The organism is Spirochaetota bacterium (assembly GCA_017999915.1).
GTDB lineage: Bacteria > Spirochaetota > UBA4802 > UBA4802 > UBA5550 > RBG-16-49-21.
On the sequence record JAGNKX010000011.1, the window covers coordinates 65,019 to 79,075 of the forward strand.

Below are 14,057 nucleotides of genomic sequence, written 5' to 3' on the forward strand. Positions count from 1 at the left end.
TGACACCAACACAGTTGTAGTTTGGTCCCCTCACCCACTTTTTATTTTACCCGCGCTCTGTGTGTCAACATACCCTCACCCCACCTCCGGTGCGCCCTCTCCCATTTGGTTGTGAAAAAAGAAGAGGGCTACTCTTTAAACACCCCCTCTCCTTTATTCAATTCGTAATGGGAGAGGGGGCCGGGGGGTGAGGGCAATAACTGACAAAGGGCACGCCGGAGGCGGGGTGAGGGCAAAAAAGCGGGAGTGGGGGCTTTATGGGTCTTGCTCTGACAAGATTCCGATAGTTATCGGTAACCGATAACTATCGGTTTTTCACACCTTGTACAGCGTATCCATGTAGATATCCATAACGTCCGCCACCAGGCCCCGGTCCGGGAAGGAGGCCGCCATGCCGTACATCGGAGCCATGTCGCCCTTCTCGTCCGGGTTCTTTTTAACGAAGAGGACCGCTTTTTTCAAGTCCTTGATGAAGCGGTCAGCCAGGCCGGGTTGAGTGTGGCGCAGGGTTACGCAGATATGGACGCACGACGGCTTGTGGAGGCCGTTCAGGCTCCAGCCGAGGCGGGTCATGTGGTCCATGACGCTGTAGATGTTCACGTCATGGGAGGCGAATGCGATGACCCAGAGGGGATCGCCCAGGATATAAAGCTCCGGCATCGACGCGATCCCCTTCTTGATCTTCTCGGCCGTCGCCATGATCTTCTTCGCCGAATCAAGGTATCCCTTCCGGCCCATTGAAACCATGGAGGCCCAGCAGGCCGCGATCAGGGCCCCGGGGCGGCTCCCGGCCATGGTGGGTGAAAAATAGAGGCCGCCGGGCCAGTCCCCGGTCTTGAAGAACTGGTAGTGCCGGAGGTCCCTGTCGCGGTAGAGGACCACGGAGGTGCCCTTGGCCGCGTACCCGTACTTGTGCGTGTCCGCTGACAGGGAGGTAACGCCGGGGAGGCGGAAGTCGAAGGGCGGCACCGGGTATCCGAGCTCCTCCGCCCAGGGGAGGAGGAACCCGCCCAGGCACGCGTCGGTGTGGAAGCCGATGTTCCTCTTCCGCGCGAGCTCGGACATCTCCTCTATGGGATCGATCATGCCGTGGGGGAACGTCGGCGCGGACCCGACGATCACGATGGTCCGCCGCGAAATGGCCTTCTTCACCGCCGTGACGTCGGCCCGGTAATTGCCGTCCACCGGCACCTTGATGATCTTAATGTTAAAGTACTGCGCCGCCTTGTCAAAGGCCGCGTGGGCCGTCACCGGAACGATCATCTCCGGCCTCCTGACGCCCCGCTCCAGGCGGGCCCGGTCCCGGTACGCCTTCATGGCCATGATGATGCTCTCCGTGCCCCCGGAGGTGACGGAGCCGCACACCTCCTCCGCTCCCCGCCGGCTCCCGCCGAGCATGGCCGCGGTCATGGCGATGATCTCGGATTCGTACTTGATGATGCTGGGCCACACGTCGATGTGGAGCGGGTTGGACTGGGAGTTGATGGCGTAGACGCGGTTCAGGAAATCGACATGGGCCGCGTCGCCGTGGTACACGGCGCCGGATACGAAGCCGCCGCTCCATTTGCCCTGCTCCTTTTTTTTCAGGTCCTCCATCATCTTCAGTATCCGTTTCCGGGGCATTCCCTCGTCAGGAAGGGACGCGTATTCGTCCAGGGAGCTCCGGTACGGATTCAGGGACCCTTCGATCTCCTTCATCAGGGCGGTCCCTTCCTTTTCGACCAGCGATCGTATGATCTTTCTCGTAAAGGATATCGACTTGAGCGTCTTCATGACAAATTCGACATGACGGGGGTCAAAACGCTTCATGATGCGTTCAATGGTGGTTATGTTGAGATTCAATAGGATAACTCCGGTTTTTATTTTCATGATACATCCCCCTCCCTCGATGGGAGGGGACAGGGGAGGGTGATAAAAACCATGTGCGTATCCTGTAACTTATTCACCCCCACCCTGGCCTCCCCCATCTAGGGGGAGGGGTTTTCTAATCTTCCCTTTTATTCAATCTGTGGTACATCTTCTTGTTGGTCTGGTAGAAATTCACGAACTCCCTGAAGAGCTCGTCGTAGATCTTCCTGTTCGCGGGATTCGGCTCGTACTCCTTTTTGATGGCGATACGCTCGGAGATCTGGTCCACGGTGATATACCCGAGGGAAATGGCCGCGAGGAACGCGGCGCCGCGGGCGTTGGCCGTGATCGGGTCCTTCACCTGCCGGATCTTCCTGCCGAGGACGTCCGCCAGGATCTGGCTCCACACGTCGGAATTGGCGCCGCCGCCGATGAAGTTGAGATACGGGAAGGGCCGCCTGATAAAGCCCTCCGCGCAGCCCAGGAGCCAGCGGCTGTTGAGGGCGACGCCCTCGTAGACCGCGCGGATCATGGTCGCGCGGGTGGTGTCCAGGGACACGTTCAGGAAAGCCCCCCGCACGGTTTCGTTCTCTACGGGCGTGCGCTCGCCGTAGAGCCACGGCGTGAACATGACCCTGTTGCTCCCGGCGGGCACCTCCGCCACGGCCTCGTCGAACCTGCCATAGACGCCCGCGGGGGCCGGCTCCCTCGACACCTGGTCTTTCGGAAAGAACAGGTTATCACGGAGGAACATGAGGCACTTGCCCGCGGTCTCCTGCTCGTTGGCCAGGAAGTAGCGGCCCGGCAGTGACGAGGGAAGCGAAGCTATGTTATTGAAGAGATCGGTCTTCTTGAAGGGCACGTGGCAGATGATCCAGGAGGAGGTGCCGATATAGATGTGCCCCTCGTAATCCTTCACGGCGCCGGAGCCGATGGCCGCCGACTGGACGTCGGGGCAGCCCATGCCCACCACCACGGTCCGGGGAAGGCCCAGCTCGTCGGCCACCTCCGGCTTTATGACGCCGCAGATCTCCACCGCCTTTTTAAGATCCGGCAGCTTTGCCGGGTCGATGGTGGACCACTTGAGGAGCTTCTTGCCGTAAAAGATGTTGTTGATGTCGCGGTTGTTGGTCACCCAGTGGAGGGCGATCGAATCGTAGGACGCGCAGAACTTGCCGGTGAAGCGAAGGTTCAGGTAGTCCTTCGGCTCCAGGAACTTATAGGCCTTGCGGTAAATGTCCGGCTTCTCATTTTTAAGGTAGAGAATGTGGCAGAAGGGGTCCTTGCCCGCCGGCGACGGTATCGCGCCGGTGAGCCAGACCCACCGTATGGCCTTGAGGAGGCCGAAGCCCTCGACGTTCACGAGGCCCTTGGCCACATCCTTCATGTACCTTGCGCCGCGGGTGTCGTACCAGATGATGGCGTTCATGAGATGGTTCCCCTGCTCGTCCACCGGCACCGTGCCTGACCACTGGGACGTGCAGGACACGGCCACGATGTCGCTGGCGTGCACGAGTTTCCTGGCCAGCACCTTCTTCGAGGTTGCCATGATGGCAATCCACCAGTCGTCCGGGTCCTGCTCGGCGCCGCCCCCCGGAAAGAGCTGGAGGGGAACGTCCATGAACTCCGAGTCGACCACATCGCCGTTGGTCGAGATGATCGCCGATTTCGGACCTGATGTGCCCAGGTCGATGGCCAGGATATACTTTTCGTTTACCGCCATGCCGGTCCCCCTTCATTTTTTCCGCAGTCATGTCCCCGACCGGGGATCGATGAATAATGTCACCGGAACATGGAAAGCGCAAGTATAAAACGCCGGCGTGGCAAATATCGTTTATTATTAATTTATTTTTTACAAAAAGGCTAATTTAATATTTACTAAATTTCTAACTTTTTATTGTCATATGTTAAAAAATAATGTATTTTATTGTAATATTGAAATCATATATATCCAAAGGGAGGCGTTATAATGAGAGAATTAAGATTTAAAATCGGAGACAAGGCGCCGGACTTCACATTGAAGAACCAGGATGGCCAGGAAATTTCACTGTCTTCACTCAAGGGCAAGAAGGTGCTCCTCTCCTTCCACCCCCTGGCATGGACCGGCGTGTGCGCGGTGCAGATGAAAAGCCTCGATATCAAGCACGAGGAGCTGTCGAAGCTCAATACCGTGGCCCTGGGCCTGAGCGTGGACAGCGTGCCGAGCAAGAAGGAATGGGCCGATTTCCTCGAGCTGGAGCACACGGATATCCTCGCCGACTTCTGGCCCCACGGCGACGTGGCGCAGAAGTACGACCTCTTTATCGACAGGCTCGGATTTTCCGGCAGGGCCAACATCCTCATCGACGAGAAGGGAACCATCGAATGGTACCGTATATACGAGATACCGGAGATCCCGGACCTGGAAGAGGTGATACGGCACCTGAAGGTGCAATAATGATACGCCTGTGAAGGCGAGGATGCGCATCCTCGCCTTCACATACATAGCCATGATTCCCCACGCTATCTTGATTGACAAAATCCCGCTCCCGGTTATCCTATTTGCATTCGGTATCATTCCATCACAAGGAGACGCCCATGCTTTTCATAAAGTTCTTCAAAGGCCAGCCGAACAACTACATCATCAAGTTCATCGGGGGCAGGATAAAGAAAGAGGGACAGGGGATATCATTCTTCTACCGCAAATCACGGGCCACGGTGGTGTCCATCCCCATCACCACCAGGGACGGGGACTTCATCTTCAACGAGATGACGAAGACCTTCCAGGCGGTATCGATCCAGGGGCACCTTACCTACCGCGTCACCGACGTGAAGAAGATATTCTCCGCCCTGAACTTCTCGATCTATCCCGAGACCGGCCAGTACGTGTCCGACGACCCGGACAAGCTCTCCCAGCGGATAACCAACGCGGTGCAGATGGCTGCCCGGGAGCGGATCCAGTCGATGACCCTGGAGGACGCGCTGTCGCAGTCGGAGTCGATCGCCCGGGCCGTGCTCGGGAAGGTCAAGGACGACGGCACCATCGTCGCCCTCGGCGTCGAGGTGGAGAGCATCTACTTCATATCCGTGACGCCCATCCCGGAGATCGCCAAGGCCCTGGAGGCGGAGTACCGGGAGCTCCTCCAGAAGAAGGCTGACGAGGCTATTTACGCGCGCCGCGCCGCGGCCGTGGAGCAGGAGCGGATCATCAAGCAGAACGAGATCAACTCCCAGATAGACCTGGCCCAGCGGCGGAAGGACCTCGTGGAGATCGAGGGGGCCAACAAGCTCCGCGAATCGGAATTCAAGTCCAAGGCCTGGGTGCTGGAATGGGCCCCCTACCGGGACCTTGACCCTAAGATGATGATAGCCCTGGGCCTGAAGTCCCTCGGGGAGAACCAGAACAAGATCGGGAACCTGAATATCACCCCGGACCTGCTGTCGCTCCTGCTGGACGATAAGATCGGCGGGAAGAAAAAAGCCGAGTAGCCATGTTCGAAAAGGCGGTCATCGTCACCAAGGAGACGCAGCTGGAGCAGCTGGTGCGCAAATTCTCCACCAAGTCCCAGGCAAAATTTTACCTTCACCAGTCGTTCATGGCCGCGGCGATGCCCCGGGCCGCCTCCGCCGCCGCCCTGAAGGCCGAAGAGAAAAAGATCGATGCCGACCTGCGGGAGATCGAGAGCGCCGACACCCTGTATAAATCCGCGGTGGACCGCATCAGGAGAATGGTCCCGCCGGGGATGAAGGTGCAGCAGATCGACTGGACCTACCTGCCCAACTTCCTCTTCTCGGAAAAGGACCTGGTCATCACCGTCGGGCCCGACGGCCTGGTCATCAACACGGCCAAGTACCTGGAGGGCCAGCCGATCCTGGCGGTGAACCCCGACCCGGAGCGGATCGACGGCGTCCTCATGCCCTTCGACGTGGAGGGGGCCGCGCGCCACGCCCGGCGGATCATTGCCGGCGACTTCGGCACGGACCGGATCAGCATCGCCCGGGCCGCCCTGAACGACGGGCAGGAGCTCTTCGGCGTGAACGACATCTTCATCGGGCCGAAGAGCCACATATCCTTCCGCTGCACCCTGAGCTTCGGCGGCGCGGAGGAGCCCCAGTCCTCCAGCGGCATCATCGTGTCCACCGGGTGCGGCTCCACCGGCTGGTTCAAATCGATCATCGAGGGGGCGCGCCAGGTGGCGACGGGCTATGACGGGGCCGCCCGCGGCGCGGACCCGGGCCGCTTCCCCTGGGACGCGGACTATCTCTACTTCACCGTGCGGGAGCCCTTCGGGAGCATGAGCTCCCGCGCCTCCATCGGCTTCGGCAGGATCGACCCGTCGACGCCCCTGGTGGTGACGTCGCAGATGGCGCAGAACGGCGTCATCTTCAGCGACGGCATCGAGAGCGACTACCTGGAATTCAACTCCGGGAAGATCGCCACCATCGGACTGGCCGACCGGAAGGCGCTGCTCATTAAAAATGAATAGTTTCTCACCGTAGCAAAGGGCCCACCGCAGAATCAAATCACGGCTTGAAAATCTTAAGCTGCAGCTCCCTGATCGCCTTGAAATGACGGCTGTCGCCCGTGACAAGCCTGCGTCCATGCTCCACGGCGGTGGACGCGATAATGGCGTCGCCGGCCCTCAGGCCGGATGAAAGGGAGTACTCTTCAATATAAATCGACGCCCTGTGCCCGATGGACTCGGTGATCGGAAGGGTATAAAAGTTGAAGTCCCGGAGAAAATCCTTGATGACCTTGTGCTGCCTTCTGTTGGCGGCGCACTGCATGAGCTCCATGTAGGTCAGCAGGGATATTGAACGGTCATCGGCGTTTTCGATCAGAGCCGCGGCTTTTTCATTGCCACGCTGGACCCAGATGAGGATATCAGTGTCATACATCATGGTGCCGGCCGTTCCTTAATTCTTTCATGATGCTTTCGACACTCCCCGTCCCACGGGATGTCATGCCGAAGAAGGGATGCTCTTTCACCTTCCCGTGGCGCCGTGCCCCCGCAGGCACTATGACTCCCTTCACCGTGCCATGATAGAGCACCGATACCGACTCGTTGCGATCGAGGGCCTTCAGAATTTCCCTCATTTTATAGCGAAGATCGACAATTGACGCTTTCATGGCAGCACCTTTAAAATGTATATATCTACTATACATATTACAATTTCCGAAGACCTCCGTCAAGATTAATTAGTGACTGGAACAAAATACCCGATACGCCTATTTGCCGGTCCAAACGAGCAGGGAGGGTGAAAATGAAATGTCTATGCTGCTTTCGATAAAATTGATAGATGCAACGGCGTCCTATTCGATACCAAGGGCGATGGCAAGGGCCTTGTTCAATTCATCCATCTTATTATCCGGCAGGGTGCTCACGTAGTCGGTAAGGGACGACTTGGGTATGCTGATTATCTCATCGCAATAAACGCAACTGTTGTGCTTCAGGCCCTCTTCCGTGCCGACCGGCACCTGGGTCGAAAGCCCATGGTACGATGTGTAGATGGGGGCGCACATGATCGTGGAAAATTTAGAGTCTATCAGCGCCTGCCTGCTGACAACGGCAAAGACACGAAAAATCTTCGGGTCACGATGCGATCCTTTACGCACCCGGTACAGGTCGCCCCTCTTCATATCTTCACCTGGTATGAAAGGACCTCTTCCGCTTCTCTGTTCAGGTCACCCGCTGACCGGTTGATTATTTCCGTGTCATTCCGGTCGCGCAGCTGCCGCTTTTTCCCCTTCAGGTATTCCCTTACCGCTTCTTCGATAAAAAGCGACCTGTTTCCCGACTTTGATATGATCCTGTCGATTTCTTTTAACAATTCTCTTGATATAGTAATGGATGTTTTCACTTTCATACCACTAATATACTACTATTATACCACCCTGTCAATATAATAAATCACATGTATGTAACACCGATTGCGCTGTCGTGCCGACGGGCTTATAGTATATAACGAACAGGGAGGGTGAAAATGAAATCTTTATGCTGTCTTGTTGGATGAAAAACCGCTTTTATGCTTCACGCCGATAAGCCCATCGATCGACAGGTCCTCATCGATATCGGGCCAGCGTATGCCGTAGCCGGAAGGCGAAACGATGTAATTGTTCTTCACGGCATCGGAACTGCCGGCCAGTTTCTCTGACTGGCCATGGAGGTCGACGCGGTAATCCGTTCCGTCAACCGCAAGTATAATGTACGGCCCGTCAAAAGAGATATGCTTGATATCATGAATTTTTTTCATGGCTGCTATAGTTATCGGCGCGTCATGCCTCCGCCTCCGGGACGGCCAGCCCGAGCACTTCCCTGCAGAACAGCCCCGGCCGACCCATGGAGCGGAACCACTCAGAGGGCCGCACCATGGCGTTCTCCCGGCAGAGGGATAGGAACCGGCACCCGGCGCAGCCGTCGTCATCGGGCCCCGACGCTTTCCGGTATTCATCCGACGCGAGGACCCCGCCAAGAGCCCCGGGCCCGTAGGCGCCGAAGGACTCCCTGGTGGAATGGGCCAGGGTGATGGCGCCGTCGGCCATGACTATGACGCCGCCGCACCGGTGGAGCGGAAGGGCTGGCGCGACCCAGGGCATATTCAAAGCGCGGGACGCGGCCGTGGCCAGGGGGTTCTGGAGCACCGTGACCCGGTACCCGTACAGGTTCAGGAGGGCGGTCATACGCACCAGGGAGATAAAATCCTCCGGCGAGAGAAGCTCTTCCGAGAGGTCCAGTGCGTCTCCATGGACGCGGATAAGCTGGATCAGGGTAAGATCTTTTATGGCAGGATAGGTATCAAAAAGAAATTCCGCGAAGCGCGGGAGCTCCGGTAAAAGGCTCTTCCCCGCTGTGGTAAAGACATACACGCCGATCCCCGCGGCGAGGGCGCTCTCAAGGCCGGCAAGGGCCGCCTGAAAGGAACCGCCCCGGACCCGGTCATGGAGCTCCTCGGGCCCCTGGAGGCTGATGGAGAGGGAGACGCGGCCGCCATGGTCCGCCAGGCGCCGCGCCGCCTCCGTGGTGAGAAGGGTGCCGTTGGTGTTTATGAAGACCGACTCGTATCCCATCGCTGCGGCCTCGTCGATGAGATTGAAGAGCTGGGGCCAGAGGAGCGGCTCGCCGCCGGTGATGTGAAAATGGCGGTACCCGAGGGACCTTCCCTCGGCGGCGATTTCCCGGGCCGTCGCAAGGTCCATGTCATGGGCCGCGTCCCTGCCGGCCCGGGCGAAGCAGTGGCCGCAGGCGCTGTTGCACCGCGTGGTCACCTCCACGCTGAGGACGTCTTTTTCGATTGAATGCCGGATATTGTCCGGGATATTGCCTTGTGTTATGTTGCCCAATTCTCTATTTTTAATCCGTCTATTCTTTTAAATTCTTTCGTATTATTCCTGACCAGTGTCATGTTCCGGGATACAGCCTGGGCGGATATCATCCCGGCCGATAGTTATCGGTTGAATTCAGCCAACCGCCGGTCGTCCGGCACTCTTCTCCCGCACGGCAAAGACCCGGGATATCCGTATCCTTTACTTCTTTCTTATCTTATAGAGCATAATATCCATATGGCCTTTATATTTCTCAAAATCTTTATCAAGGGTGAAAATCGGGAGCTTGTTTTTGATTCCCACGGCGCAGATTAAAAAATCCACGGCGGACCCCTGTATCCCCTTTTTCCTGCAGTGATTGAAAAGCCGGGCCGCCATCTCATAATGCTCTGTTTCAATCGGAATGTCCTCGAAGGATCTCAACGTATCCCTGAGGGTATTGTATTTGCTCTCTTCTGATATTCCGGACAGCAATTCCTGGCGTATGGGCCCAATCATGGCCACGCGCAGCTCCTGTATCAATTCAGACAGTTCCTTGACATAGGCACTATCGAAGACCGCCTTTCTGCGGAGGGCCAGTGACCACACCGAGGTATCCACCAGCACGTTCATGGACGCTTCCGGCCCTTCTTGTAATCATAATCGGAATCATACTCGATCGATCCGAAAAGGCCGATAATCTCCTCCTGCTTTCTCCTGGAAATGAACTCCTTGAGCGCAAGGGTCACCGTGTCCTTCTTTGTTTTCAAACCGCACAACTTCTGGGCCTGCACAATGAGCTTGTCGTCAATCGCCAGATTTGTAGCCATACCGCATCTCCTTGTGTAATAATTTACACATTTCTATGTGTAATGTCAACAGGAAAATGTTACCAGGGAAGTCCTGTCCCACAAAAAGATATACGAACGAGCAGGGAAGATCGGGAATAATATTTTTTTATTAAAAATATAAGCTGGATTGTAACGGTCCGATGCATGTTCACCGATAGTTATCAGTGCCTATCCGCCCATTCCCCACCAGCCCGGCCAGGACCAGGTAAGCTACCAGACTGTTTTCAATCCATGATCCGCATAGTCATTGATCCCGCTGTCCCTGGTAATGAGGCACATGTTGTTCCGTATGCACTGCCAGATGATCATCCGATCAAACGGGTCATGGTGCCGCAGCCTGGGGAGCTTGTAAAATGAAGACGCCTCTTCGGCAGTGATCCCCAGGATCTCAAAGCCGGCTTTCTCCGCGTAGGACGGCAGCTCCTCCGGGGCCACTCCCTCCAGCGTCAGTTTTCCAAGATTGTATTTCAGGGCGATTTCCCAGAAGGTGACAAGACTGACATTGATCTCATTGTCAGGATCGAGTATGACAGAAGACGCTTTTTCCGAGAGGCGGGTATGATCGAAAAGGGCCCAGAGCAGCGCGTGAGTGTCCAGGATATAATTCATGACTCGATCATGTCTTCATCTGACAGGGAAAAATCATCGCCAATGACGCAGGAGGCCCTCTTCTCGAGGATCCCCAATTTTCTGCGTATATTCTTTTTGTATTTTGAATAAGGCACGATCACTGCGACCTTTTCCTTTTTCTTTCCATATGAGATGGTAATCTCCTCGCCTTTCCTGACATCATCGAGGACACTGGAAAACCTGGATTTGAATTCACCGACCTGCAGATGTTTCATATCATGAAGGTACACACAAGTTGACAAGTTGTCAAGAAAATAATCATTTCGTCTCATCATAGTATTGAACGAACAGGGAGGGGAAAACGATAAAATATTTTTTAAAATAATTCGGATCAAAGACCCGATAGTTATCGGCGCGAGGATGCTCAAACCCCGGTAGGGCCGATAGTTATCGGTTCCTATCCACCCATTCCCTCACCGGCCCTGCCAGGACCCGGTACTCATCCCCGAGGCCCCGGAGACCGATTCCGTCGGCGAGGGCTGCCGCCTTGTCCAGCTCCGCCACGATCCGGCCGGCGATGGACTCGATGATCTTTCCCTCACTGACCATGGCGCAGATCCGTTCCGATCTTTTTTCAGCGCCCTTCCCTGTGTCCTGGCCCTTTTCATTCCAGAGGGCGTGGCCTCTATCGTCAAGACATACGTACACCGCGCTATGGGCGCCGTCGGCCATGTCATCTTCAAGGTCCTGTATGTCGTCGAGGAGCCGCCAGGCAATGCCGAAGGACTCGTAGGAGCCCCGCAGGGCCGTGATGAACTCTTCACCCTTCCCGGACTTGCGGGCGCAGAGCACCGGCATCACCACCCAGGTGGCCATCTGCTTCCGGAAGAGATCGCAGTACCCGTCAAGATCCTTGGAGGCCTCCCCTTCCGTGATGGCGCAGTAATAATCGTTGATAAGGCCCGCTGCGATGGCGCTACCACCTGGAAGGCCATCGCAGAAGCGGCCGATGGCGTCCTTCATGAAGCGCCACGCCTGGGAGCGCACCAGCAGGGTAAGATGGGAAGCGGCAACGCCCCCTTCCACCAGGTGGTCGTCGAAGGAATGGAGCGACATGGCCATGGCCTGGCAGCGGAGGGCGTCGTCCAGGTCTTGTTCGGAGATTGCGCCGCAAGCTCCCGGCGCGGCAACGGTCCAGTACAGGGCCGACCACGACGGGGCGTAATAATGCTTGAAGAAGTCAAGGGACTCCCCCACGGCGATGCGGCCGTACTCCATGAGGAACATCATCGCCTTCGTCTGCATGGTTTCAGGCAGGGAGCGGCAGAGCGCTGTCATGTGGCTGTTGAGACGGCGGTAGAAACCGGCGGCATCGCCTATATCTATAGGGCGGTAGAAACCGGCGGCATCGCCTATATCTATAGGTCCGAAGCTGACTGTGGAACACGCCCGGAGGATTGGATCTGTCATTTTATTAATTCTTCTAAAGTGACAAATTGCGTCTTTTTATTTTTGTCTTTCTTTTCGAATTGTTCGATTATTTCCTTATCTTTAAGATCCTCATATAATTCATACAGGGATCTTTTCAGCAGAGTCGACGCGTCGCAATTATAGTACTTTTTCATCAGCTTAAGCAGCCTTTCTTCCTTTTGATTCAGTCTGACTGACGTTACGCCCATTATTCATACCCCTCTTCACGTATTCCACCAGAAGAAGCTAAGATGCCTGCAGCTTCGAAAAAGGATGAATCTTATCCAATTCCCTGGATATTTTATTATTCTCCTCTTCCAGGTCAAAATCATTCTGCAGCCCCAGCCAGAACGCGGGGGAATTTCCGAAAAACTTGCTGAGCCTCAGCGCGGTATCAGCCGTTATCCTGCGCTTCTTTTTAAGTATTTCGGAAATGCGTGTCTGAGGAATATTGGTTTCCTTTGCAAGCCGGTACGCGGTTATGCGCAACGGCTTGAGAAATTCTTCAGACAGAATTTCACCGGGATGTATATTGGGCAAGCGTTTCATAATCAATCCTCATCGTTCAATGGTAATCGACAATTTCAACATGATAGGCGTTTCCCTCATTCCAGATGAAACAGATTCTCCACTGATTATTTATACGGATGCTGTAGCGTCCCTTTCTGTCGCCCCTGAGAGATTCAAGATGATTAGACGGAGGGATGCGCAAATCATTCAGAGAAGCGGAATTATTGATCATCCTCAGCTTCATCCTTGCCTTTCCCTGTATATCAGCGGGCAATTTCCTTGATGGCTCTCCTTTCCAGATCCTTTCAGTTTCTTTTGAATTGAATGATTTGATCATATCAATAATACCGATTCTCGTTAGTATCGTCAAGCAGAATTATATTAATTTATATATTTGGTATTCGACACTATCGCCCGTCACATGAAGGATAACGGATAGGCCGGGGAAAAATAAAAATAATGGGCGCCAGTGTGAAATTATATCAATATTTCACGTTTATCCGGCATTGAATGATATTGTCAGCAGCTTCTGATAGGATAAACGAATGGGCGAAGACAAAATGAAATATTTTTCAAAATAAGCAGGGGTGCAACCGGGATTGTTTTACTCTGGCACCTGGTGCGCCGATAGTTATCGGTTCGAGGCTGCTCTGACCCCGGCGGGACCGATAGTTATCGGTGATCGCCCACCCATTCCCTCACCGGCCCGGCCAGGGCCCGGTACTCATCCCCGAGGCCCCGGAGACCGATACCGTCCGCAAGCGCCGCAGCGTTATCCATCTCCGCCACGATGCGGCCTGCGATAGTCTCTATGATCTTTCCTTCGTTGACCATGGCGCAGATCCGCTCCGATCTTTTTTCCGCGCCCTTCCCTGTGCCCTGGCCCCGTTCATCCCAGAGGGTGCGGCCCTTATCATCAAGGCACACATAGACCGCGCTGCGGGCGCCGCCGGCCATGTCCGCCTCCAGGTCCTGGATGTCGTCGAGTAGCCGCCAGGCTATGCCGAAGGACTCTGTGGCGCCCCGAAGACCCGACATGAATCGATCATCGCAGCCGGTCTTCCGCGCGACCAGGAGCGGCATGACAAGTCCCGTGGCCAGCTGCTTCCGGAAAAGATCGCAATATCCCTCGATATTCCTGGGAGTTTCCCCTTCCGTGATCCCCCCGTAGTAATCGTCGATAAGGCCCCTGGCCATTTCGATGCCGCCGGGAAGATCGGTGCAGAGGCTGTCAATGGCGTCATTCAGGCGGCGCCACGCTTCACTCCGGATAAGCAGCGAAAGGTGAGACACCGGAATAGACCCGTCCACGAGGTGGTCGTCGAGGGAATGAAGGGTCATGGCCATGGCGTGGCCGCGAATGGCATGATCGAGACAGTCTTTCGAAAGTGGGCCCTCACCCTCCCGGATGGTCAGCCAATGGAGCGGAGACCAGACGGGTCGATGAAAATGACTGAAAAAATTGAGGGGCTCTCCCAGTTTAATACCTGCGTATTTCATGAAAAAAAGCACGGACTCGGATAGAA

Annotated in this window: 19 protein-coding genes; 3 read left to right on the forward strand and 16 right to left on the reverse strand. The window is 55.6% G+C overall.

Annotated features, from left to right (window positions below):
- Positions 1-315: 315 nt before the first annotated feature.
- Together KA369_16045 and KA369_16050 are read right to left on the reverse strand one after the other, a co-directional pair.
- Positions 316-1,809: an aminotransferase class V-fold PLP-dependent enzyme gene (locus KA369_16045; GenBank protein ID MBP7737494.1), complete on the reverse strand. Its 1,494-nt coding sequence runs from the start codon at positions 1,807-1,809 to the stop codon at positions 316-318.
- 175 nt (positions 1,810-1,984) lie between these two features.
- The gene (locus KA369_16050; protein MBP7737495.1) at positions 1,985-3,571 is read right to left on the reverse strand and encodes an FGGY-family carbohydrate kinase; all 1,587 of its coding nucleotides are present in this window, start codon (positions 3,569-3,571) and stop codon (positions 1,985-1,987) included.
- Positions 3,572-3,817: 246 nt separating this feature from the next.
- Here KA369_16050 and KA369_16055 point away from each other — a divergent pair, with 246 nt between their 5' ends.
- The 3 genes from KA369_16055 to KA369_16065 all read left to right on the forward strand — a co-directional run bounded on the left by KA369_16055 (position 3,818) and on the right by KA369_16065 (position 6,314).
- A complete protein-coding gene (locus KA369_16055) occupies positions 3,818-4,285 on the forward strand; it encodes a redoxin domain-containing protein (GenBank protein ID MBP7737496.1) in 468 nt (155 codons plus the stop codon).
- Between the two features lie 140 nt (positions 4,286-4,425).
- A complete protein-coding gene (locus KA369_16060) occupies positions 4,426-5,316 on the forward strand; it encodes an SPFH domain-containing protein (protein MBP7737497.1) in 891 nt (296 codons plus the stop codon).
- A gap of 2 nt (positions 5,317-5,318) precedes the next feature.
- A complete protein-coding gene (locus tag KA369_16065; GenBank protein MBP7737498.1) occupies positions 5,319-6,314 on the forward strand; it encodes a sugar kinase in 996 nt (331 codons plus the stop codon).
- 37 nt (positions 6,315-6,351) lie between these two features.
- On the opposite strand, the gene KA369_16070 is transcribed toward KA369_16065, so the two are convergent.
- The 14 genes from KA369_16070 to KA369_16135 form a co-directional block, all read right to left on the reverse strand.
- Positions 6,352-6,729, reverse strand: coding sequence for a type II toxin-antitoxin system VapC family toxin (locus tag KA369_16070; protein ID MBP7737499.1), 378 nt, complete (start codon positions 6,727-6,729; stop codon positions 6,352-6,354).
- On the reverse strand, positions 6,719-6,958 hold the full coding sequence (locus KA369_16075; GenBank protein ID MBP7737500.1) for a type II toxin-antitoxin system Phd/YefM family antitoxin: 240 nt from the start codon (positions 6,956-6,958) through the stop codon (positions 6,719-6,721). The genes KA369_16070 and KA369_16075 overlap by 11 nt, the downstream gene beginning before the upstream one ends.
- Positions 6,959-7,141: 183 nt before the next feature.
- On the reverse strand, positions 7,142-7,468 hold the full coding sequence (locus tag KA369_16080) for a type II toxin-antitoxin system PemK/MazF family toxin (GenBank protein MBP7737501.1): 327 nt from the start codon (positions 7,466-7,468) through the stop codon (positions 7,142-7,144).
- On the reverse strand, positions 7,465-7,695 hold the full coding sequence (locus KA369_16085) for a ribbon-helix-helix protein, CopG family (GenBank protein MBP7737502.1): 231 nt from the start codon (positions 7,693-7,695) through the stop codon (positions 7,465-7,467). Before KA369_16085 ends, KA369_16080 begins: the two co-directional genes overlap by 4 nt.
- Before the next feature lie 126 nt (positions 7,696-7,821).
- Entirely contained in the window at positions 7,822-8,082 is a 261-nt protein-coding gene (locus KA369_16090; GenBank protein ID MBP7737503.1) for a DUF2442 domain-containing protein, read from the reverse strand.
- Positions 8,083-8,104: 22 nt separating this feature from the next.
- Positions 8,105-9,169, reverse strand: coding sequence for a radical SAM protein (locus tag KA369_16095; protein ID MBP7737504.1), 1,065 nt, complete (start codon positions 9,167-9,169; stop codon positions 8,105-8,107).
- 183 nt (positions 9,170-9,352) lie between these two features.
- Positions 9,353-9,763, reverse strand: a complete 411-nt coding sequence (locus KA369_16100; protein MBP7737505.1) for a PIN domain-containing protein — start codon at positions 9,761-9,763, stop codon at positions 9,353-9,355.
- Positions 9,760-9,960 (reverse strand): type II toxin-antitoxin system VapB family antitoxin, encoded by a 201-nt coding sequence (locus tag KA369_16105; protein ID MBP7737506.1) that lies wholly within the window; start codon positions 9,958-9,960, stop codon positions 9,760-9,762. Before KA369_16105 ends, KA369_16100 begins: the two co-directional genes overlap by 4 nt.
- A gap of 231 nt (positions 9,961-10,191) precedes the next feature.
- On the reverse strand, positions 10,192-10,590 hold the full coding sequence (locus KA369_16110; protein ID MBP7737507.1) for a type II toxin-antitoxin system VapC family toxin: 399 nt from the start codon (positions 10,588-10,590) through the stop codon (positions 10,192-10,194).
- Positions 10,587-10,826: a type II toxin-antitoxin system Phd/YefM family antitoxin gene (locus KA369_16115; GenBank protein MBP7737508.1), complete on the reverse strand. Its 240-nt coding sequence runs from the start codon at positions 10,824-10,826 to the stop codon at positions 10,587-10,589. Before KA369_16115 ends, KA369_16110 begins: the two co-directional genes overlap by 4 nt.
- Before the next feature lie 172 nt (positions 10,827-10,998).
- Positions 10,999-12,021 (reverse strand): class 1 isoprenoid biosynthesis enzyme, encoded by a 1,023-nt coding sequence (locus tag KA369_16120; protein ID MBP7737509.1) that lies wholly within the window; start codon positions 12,019-12,021, stop codon positions 10,999-11,001.
- A 246-nt stretch (positions 12,022-12,267) separates the two neighbouring features.
- Positions 12,268-12,570 (reverse strand): HigA family addiction module antidote protein, encoded by a 303-nt coding sequence (locus tag KA369_16125; protein MBP7737510.1) that lies wholly within the window; start codon positions 12,568-12,570, stop codon positions 12,268-12,270.
- Between the two features lie 16 nt (positions 12,571-12,586).
- A complete protein-coding gene (locus KA369_16130) occupies positions 12,587-12,868 on the reverse strand; it encodes a type II toxin-antitoxin system RelE/ParE family toxin (protein ID MBP7737511.1) in 282 nt (93 codons plus the stop codon).
- A 335-nt stretch (positions 12,869-13,203) separates the two neighbouring features.
- Positions 13,204-14,031 (reverse strand): class 1 isoprenoid biosynthesis enzyme, encoded by an 828-nt coding sequence (locus KA369_16135; protein MBP7737512.1) that lies wholly within the window; start codon positions 14,029-14,031, stop codon positions 13,204-13,206.
- Between the last annotated feature and the right edge of the window lie 26 nt (positions 14,032-14,057).

Bases quoted from the DNA above. Each gene is read 5' to 3' on its own strand.
- KA369_16080 (MBP7737501.1), bottom strand. From the start codon at position 7,468: ATGAAGAGGGGCGACCTGTACCGGGTGCGTAAAGGATCGCATCGTGAC.
- KA369_16115 (MBP7737508.1), bottom strand. From the start codon at position 10,826: ATGAAACATCTGCAGGTCGGTGAATTCAAATCCAGGTTTTCCAGTGTC.
- KA369_16110 (MBP7737507.1), bottom strand. From the start codon at position 10,590: ATGAATTATATCCTGGACACTCACGCGCTGCTCTGGGCCCTTTTCGAT.
- KA369_16085 (MBP7737502.1), bottom strand. From the start codon at position 7,695: ATGAAAGTGAAAACATCCATTACTATATCAAGAGAATTGTTAAAAGAA.
- KA369_16065 (MBP7737498.1), top strand. From the start codon at position 5,319: ATGTTCGAAAAGGCGGTCATCGTCACCAAGGAGACGCAGCTGGAGCAG.
- KA369_16060 (MBP7737497.1), top strand. From the start codon at position 4,426: ATGCTTTTCATAAAGTTCTTCAAAGGCCAGCCGAACAACTACATCATC.
- KA369_16050 (MBP7737495.1), bottom strand. From the start codon at position 3,571: ATGGCGGTAAACGAAAAGTATATCCTGGCCATCGACCTGGGCACATCA.
- KA369_16100 (MBP7737505.1), bottom strand. From the start codon at position 9,763: ATGAACGTGCTGGTGGATACCTCGGTGTGGTCACTGGCCCTCCGCAGA.
- KA369_16045 (MBP7737494.1), bottom strand. From the start codon at position 1,809: ATGAAGCGTTTTGACCCCCGTCATGTCGAATTTGTCATGAAGACGCTC.
- KA369_16120 (MBP7737509.1), bottom strand. From the start codon at position 12,021: ATGACAGATCCAATCCTCCGGGCGTGTTCCACAGTCAGCTTCGGACCT.
- KA369_16105 (MBP7737506.1), bottom strand. From the start codon at position 9,960: ATGGCTACAAATCTGGCGATTGACGACAAGCTCATTGTGCAGGCCCAG.
- KA369_16090 (MBP7737503.1), bottom strand. From the start codon at position 8,082: ATGAAAAAAATTCATGATATCAAGCATATCTCTTTTGACGGGCCGTAC.
- KA369_16125 (MBP7737510.1), bottom strand. From the start codon at position 12,570: ATGAAACGCTTGCCCAATATACATCCCGGTGAAATTCTGTCTGAAGAA.
- KA369_16055 (MBP7737496.1), top strand. From the start codon at position 3,818: ATGAGAGAATTAAGATTTAAAATCGGAGACAAGGCGCCGGACTTCACA.
- KA369_16070 (MBP7737499.1), bottom strand. From the start codon at position 6,729: ATGATGTATGACACTGATATCCTCATCTGGGTCCAGCGTGGCAATGAA.
- KA369_16075 (MBP7737500.1), bottom strand. From the start codon at position 6,958: ATGAAAGCGTCAATTGTCGATCTTCGCTATAAAATGAGGGAAATTCTG.
- KA369_16135 (MBP7737512.1), bottom strand. From the start codon at position 14,031: ATGAAATACGCAGGTATTAAACTGGGAGAGCCCCTCAATTTTTTCAGT.
- KA369_16130 (MBP7737511.1), bottom strand. From the start codon at position 12,868: ATGATCAAATCATTCAATTCAAAAGAAACTGAAAGGATCTGGAAAGGA.